Origin of the sequence: Sulfolobus sp. B1, assembly GCF_007050195.1 — an archaeon.
Taxonomy (GTDB): domain Archaea; phylum Thermoproteota; class Thermoprotei_A; order Sulfolobales; family Sulfolobaceae; genus Saccharolobus.
Map to the genome: position 1 here is coordinate 1 of NZ_QIMI01000114.1, position 5,173 is coordinate 5,173.

The 5,173-nt window shown below is 35.6% G+C and carries 7 protein-coding genes and 1 pseudogene; 4 read left to right on the forward strand and 4 right to left on the reverse strand.

Annotated elements, in window-relative coordinates; genetic code table 11:
• From hisH to serS, 4 genes and pseudogenes are all read left to right on the forward strand, one after another.
• Positions 1 to 138: pseudogene (gene hisH, locus DMP16_RS11410) on the forward strand (imidazole glycerol phosphate synthase subunit HisH); the annotation flags it as partial.
• A complete protein-coding gene (gene hisI, locus DMP16_RS07705) occupies positions 123 to 488 on the forward strand; it encodes a phosphoribosyl-AMP cyclohydrolase (RefSeq protein WP_069282187.1) in 366 nt (121 codons plus the stop codon). The pseudogene hisH and the gene hisI, both read left to right, overlap by 16 nt.
• A 40-nt stretch (positions 489 to 528) precedes the next feature.
• Positions 529 to 927 carry a metal-sulfur cluster assembly factor gene (locus DMP16_RS07710; RefSeq protein ID WP_069282185.1) on the forward strand — a complete coding sequence of 133 codons (399 nt, stop codon included), beginning with the start codon at positions 529 to 531 and terminating at the stop codon, positions 925 to 927.
• Between the two features lie 25 nt (positions 928 to 952).
• Positions 953 to 2,326 carry a serine--tRNA ligase gene (serS, locus tag DMP16_RS07715; protein WP_069282183.1) on the forward strand — a complete coding sequence of 458 codons (1,374 nt, stop codon included), beginning with the start codon at positions 953 to 955 and terminating at the stop codon, positions 2,324 to 2,326.
• 1 nt (position 2,327) lies between these two features.
• Here the strand turns inward: serS and DMP16_RS11030 are convergent, their stop codons facing one another.
• From DMP16_RS11030 to DMP16_RS07735, 4 genes are read right to left on the reverse strand one after another with little or no spacing between them, the layout of a single operon-like run.
• Positions 2,328 to 3,254, reverse strand: coding sequence for a histidinol dehydrogenase (locus DMP16_RS11030; protein WP_185957841.1), 927 nt, complete (start codon positions 3,252 to 3,254; stop codon positions 2,328 to 2,330).
• The gene (hisF, locus tag DMP16_RS07725) at positions 3,251 to 4,006 is read right to left on the reverse strand and encodes an imidazole glycerol phosphate synthase subunit HisF (protein WP_069282195.1); all 756 of its coding nucleotides are present in this window, start codon (positions 4,004 to 4,006) and stop codon (positions 3,251 to 3,253) included. The genes DMP16_RS11030 and hisF overlap by 4 nt, the downstream gene beginning before the upstream one ends.
• The gene (gene hisBd / locus DMP16_RS07730) at positions 4,003 to 4,584 is read right to left on the reverse strand and encodes an imidazoleglycerol-phosphate dehydratase (RefSeq protein WP_069282196.1); all 582 of its coding nucleotides are present in this window, start codon (positions 4,582 to 4,584) and stop codon (positions 4,003 to 4,005) included. Before hisBd ends, hisF begins: the two co-directional genes overlap by 4 nt.
• A complete protein-coding gene (locus DMP16_RS07735; protein WP_143577055.1) occupies positions 4,568 to 5,116 on the reverse strand; it encodes a HisA/HisF-related TIM barrel protein in 549 nt (182 codons plus the stop codon). The genes hisBd and DMP16_RS07735 overlap by 17 nt, the downstream gene beginning before the upstream one ends.
• Positions 5,117 to 5,173: the final 57 nt, after the last annotated feature.

Sequence of the window (5,173 nt, forward strand, 5' to 3'; positions counted from 1 at the left end):
ATGAAAAGTAAGTATGGTGTAGAATATCCAGCGTTAATCTGTGATAGAAACGTTGTAGGGACCCAATTTCACCCTGAAAAAAGTAGCGAAACGGGAAGAATATTTTTAAAAAACCTTAAAAGGTGGGTAAAACGTTAAAATTAAAAAGTGAAGATATAAATAAGATTATTTCAACACTAAATTTTAGACATGAGGATAATACAGTAATTGCTGTAGTACAAGATTATAATACAAACGAGGTTCTAATGGTAGGTAATATGAACAAGGAAGCCGTGATAAAGACGTTAACTACTGGATATCTCCATTTCTGGTCATTAAGCAGGAAAAAGTTATGGCTGAAGGGGGAAACTAGCGGAAACTACCAGATAGTTAAGGAAATAAGAGTAGACTGTGACGCTGATGCTTTGCTTTTTAAAGTTAAATCTTTAGGTCCTATTTGCCATACTGGTAATCGTACTTGTTTCTTTAGAGACTATAGTCAACTATAGATAGTAAGAGTTAAAATTTACTTTAACATAGTTAAAGAATATGAGTACAAAACAACAAGATGTCAATAAGGAGGAGTGGAAGAAAAAGATAATAGATGCATTAAAGGACGTTTACGATCCAGAGATACCGGTAGACATAGTAAACCTAGGATTAATTTATGATTTAAAGATCAGTGATGATGGAGATATTTACTTAAGATTGGGACTAACTGCCCCTGGTTGCCCAGTTATAGATGATTTAATTTACACTGTTGAGCAGGTTATAAAGGAGACTGTTCCAGCTAAAAGCGTTGAAGTTGATATCGATTTAGATACCCAATGGACTCCATTAAAAATGACTCCAGAGGGAAGGGAGAAATTTAAACAACTATATGGTTACGATATCGTAGAGATGTGGGTCCAAACTTATGGACTACCTGCTGATGAACAGAAGTCATAAAATGGTTTAGTAGATTACTTATTTAATGTCTTGGAGCATATTAGAGCTTTTGCGCAAAAATCCTGATGAGTTAAAAAATAATTTGAAAAAGAGATTTGTAGATGTTTCTTTAATCGATAAAGCTGTAGAACTAGATAAAAAGTGGAGAACCGTATTACAAGAAGTGGAGAAATTAAGACATCAACATAATCTCTTAAGTTCTCAAATCTCTAAATTATCTGGAGAGGAAAGGAAAAAGAAAATAGAAGAAACTAGGCAACTACTGAAAGTACTTGAGGAAAAGGAAAAAGAATTAGAAAACATCGAAAGAGAGAGGGATGAAATGCTATCCTCTTTGCCCAATTTGGTAGCAGAAGATGTTCCCATAGGTCCAGATGAAACTTACAGTATTCCAATAAAGTTCTGGGGTAAATTTAAAGTATATGAAAAGGATTTAGAAGCCTTCTTAGCACAAACTAAGAACGCAAATGTAGAGTATGAAATAATTAAATGGAAACCAAAAGGTCATGCTGAAATGCTTGAGGACGTATTACATTTAGGGAATACGTTAAAGGCATCTGAAATTGCGGGATCTAGATTCTACTATCTTTTTAATGACATAGTTTGGCTTGATTTTGCTTTACTGCTTTTTGCAATAGACTTCATGACTCAACAAGGTTATACACTAGTCTTACCCCCTTACATGTTAAGAGGAGACGTGATAAAGTCAGTAATTGATCTAGATACCTTTAAAGACGCAATATATAAGATAGAAAATGAGGACTTATACCTTATAGCTACTGCAGAACACGCAATAGCTGCCATGTTCTATAAGGAAGAGATCGAGGCAGAAAAACTACCCTTAAAATTCGTTGGAATAAGTCCAGCATTTAGAAAGGAAGCTGGAGCTGCAAATAAGGATTTGAAAGGAATATTCAGAGTCCATCAATTTCATAAGGTTGAGCAATTTATCTTTTCGAACCCTCAAGAGAGTTGGAAATATCATGCAGAATTGATCTCTAATTCTGAAAATCTGTTTCAACAGCTTGAATTGCCATACAGAATAATAAACATAGCTTCTGGTGATTTAGGAGGATGTGCTGCTAAAAAGTTTGATCTCGAGGTTTGGATGCCAGCCCAAGCAAAATTCAGAGAAATGGTAAGTTGCAGTAATTGTACAGATTGGCAGGCTTTTAGGATGAAGATAAGATACGTAGATAGGAAAAACAATGTTAAAGGATACGTGCATACTTTGAATAGTACAGCTATAGCAAGCACTAGGACTATAACAGCTATACTAGAAAACTATCAAAGAGAGGATGGAGTAGTGGAAGTTCCTAAAGCTTTAAGAAAATATCTTGAAGTCTTCCCAAGTGCTCCTAAGGAGTATATTTACCCGTTAAAAAAGAAGATAATATAGATTATTTCTTTAACTGAGTTTCTAGCCAAGCTTCTACTTGTCTCATTTTCTTCTTAGCAAATCTTAAGAACAGTTTCAATGCGAATCTAACTGGCATATAAATAGGACTTTTCATGTAGAAGGAATCTATTATGTTTTCAGCCCAGTAGACATCATGCCAGAACACTTTTCTGTATAACTCTATGTGAGCCTCGCTTAATTTTACTCTCGTGAACCAATCTCTGTTCTTAAAGTAACCCATAGGCACGAAGAACATAGGTACTAGAATACTTCTATATGGTCTCAAATTATCAACAAGCTCAATTGTTCTGTAGACATCATCCTCAGACTCCTCAGGTAGTCCAACTATCATGTCAACCTTTCTAACTGACTCAGTACCATATGCTAAAGCCGCTATCGCTTGAGCTCCACCTATCTTATATGCTTCTTTTATTTTTAATTTAAGCGCAACGTAAGCCAATGCAGGATCAATTTCGCCTTTAGGGTTTGGAGGTGAAGCAAAGTATATTTCTTTGACTCCCGCGACTTCAGCAGGTACCCCAGCCATTAATAAAGTAGATGGATAGGAGTGTCTTCCCCCTGGGACATAAATTCCTATCCTCTCTATGCTCTTCCACAATATTCCAAAGCTTATACCTCTTAAGCCCCCGCCTATGTTGGGAGGAACTGTAGTTTCATGAAATGCTCTTATCTGATCGTAAATAAGGTCTAACGCTTTGACTACTTTTTCGTCTAGTCTTGATGCTTGATCTTCTAACTCTTTAGGACTAACCTTTATACTATTTACTTTTACCTTATCGAATTTCTCGGTGAGTTCATAAAGTGCTGAGTCTCCCTTCTCTTTCACTTTCTGTATTATCTCTTTTACAGTTGGAATAACATTACTGAAGTCGTTCGGTCTTCTTTGTGGTAAAGAATGGTGGATCATATTCTTACCTCTACACCTTTATTTCTCAAATATTTCTTAAGTTCCTTAATTCTAACTATTCCATCATGAAATATTCCTGCAGCTAACGCAGCATCAACATTAGCTATAGAAAAAACTTCATAGAAATGTTCAAGCTTACCTGCTCCTCCACTGGCTATAACTGGAACGTTAACTTCTTCCACTACCTTCTTAGTTAATTCTATGTCGTATCCTAATCTAGTGCCATCCCTGTCAATGCTGGTAAGTAAAATTTCTCCAGCTCCTAATTCATTAACTTCTCTAGCCCATCTAATAACATCAATATTTGTATTGTAAGTACCAGATTTTGTAAAAACTAACCACTTGTCTCCGACTTTTTTACCATCAATAGCTACTACAATAGCTTGTGAACCAAACTCCATAGCTCCTTGCCTTATTATCATTTTATTTTCTACAGCTGCAGTATTTATACTAACCTTATCAGCACCTGAACTTAGAGCTGTAGAGATATCATCTAGAGTTCTAACACCTCCTCCTACGGTTAGCGGAATTGATAAAACGCTTGCAGTATCCTTTATTACCTTATAAAATGTCTTTCTTCCCTCTATTGTTGCGGTTATGTCTAGAAACACTATCTCATCAGCACCTTCTTCTTCATATCTGCTCGCTAACTCAACTGGATCTCCCTTAAGCTTTAAATTTAGGAAATTAATTCCTTTTACTACTTTCCCATCTTTTACATCTAAACAAGCTATAATTCTTTTAGCTGTCATAATACTCCCTTTGTGCTCCTTATTTCGTTATCGATAATCCTAGTTGCGTCATATAATGTCATCCCCAATCCTTTGAACGAGGCTTCAATGATGTGATGTGTATTAAAACCATTTAATTGCATGATATGTAAGGTAATCCCGCTATTATAAGCAAAGGATTGAAAGAAGTGAAATACGTTTTCTATCGCCATACCACCTATTTCCTCCCTCTTTAGATCAAGATTCACAGATGCCATACCTCTGCTAGAGATATCTATTGAAACTAATATTAACGCCTCATCCATTGGAACTATAGCGTGAGAAAACCTCTTTATTCCTCTCTTATCTCCTAACGCCTCTTCTAATGCTTTACCTAATGTAATTGCAACATCTTCTATTATGTGATGATCGTCATATGGTAACTTATCTATGGCGTTAACTGTGGCGGTACAGTTCATATAAGTGAATAAAGTTGAGAGCATATGATTGAAGAAAGGAATTGGAGTAGATACTTTAATTTCTCCTCTCTTATCTATATCAAGAAAGATTTCAATCCTAGTCTCCTTAGTTTCCCTTACTCGATTAGATATCCTCGCCAAGTCTACCTTCCCTCAATTTATTTAGATAGAAAGCCATGCCAACTATCACATAATTAAAACCAATGCTTCCTAAAAACTGTATATCAGAAAGTGAGGAGACTCCTCCTGCGTATTCTCTTATTCCCTTTATTTTATCAACTAAAGTTTTAACTTTATGATCAACACCTTTAGCCGTTCCCTCATCGAGTATGTGTTTAAATTCCTTAAAATTTATAAATGGTAATGTGGAAAGTATTATTGCGGAAACTCCTAATGAAATTAGCTTTTTCGCTCTATCGAGGCTTCTGATGCCACCACCTACCTGAATCCACTTAAAACCTATTTTGCAAATATCCTTAATATATTCCTCATTACTTCCAACACCTTCTGCCGAGTCCAAATCAATTACATGTATAGAGTCATATCCTTCTTCATATATGTTATATGCTATTTTTACCGGATCGCCTAGAATCAGACCAGTACCTTTTACGCCCCTGATTCTTTTCACTGCTTTTCCTTCACTTATATCAATGCTTGGTAATACCTTAATCATTTACTTTATCACCTTCTCTATATCTATTACGACAATATCTCTTGCTCCAGCAACTTT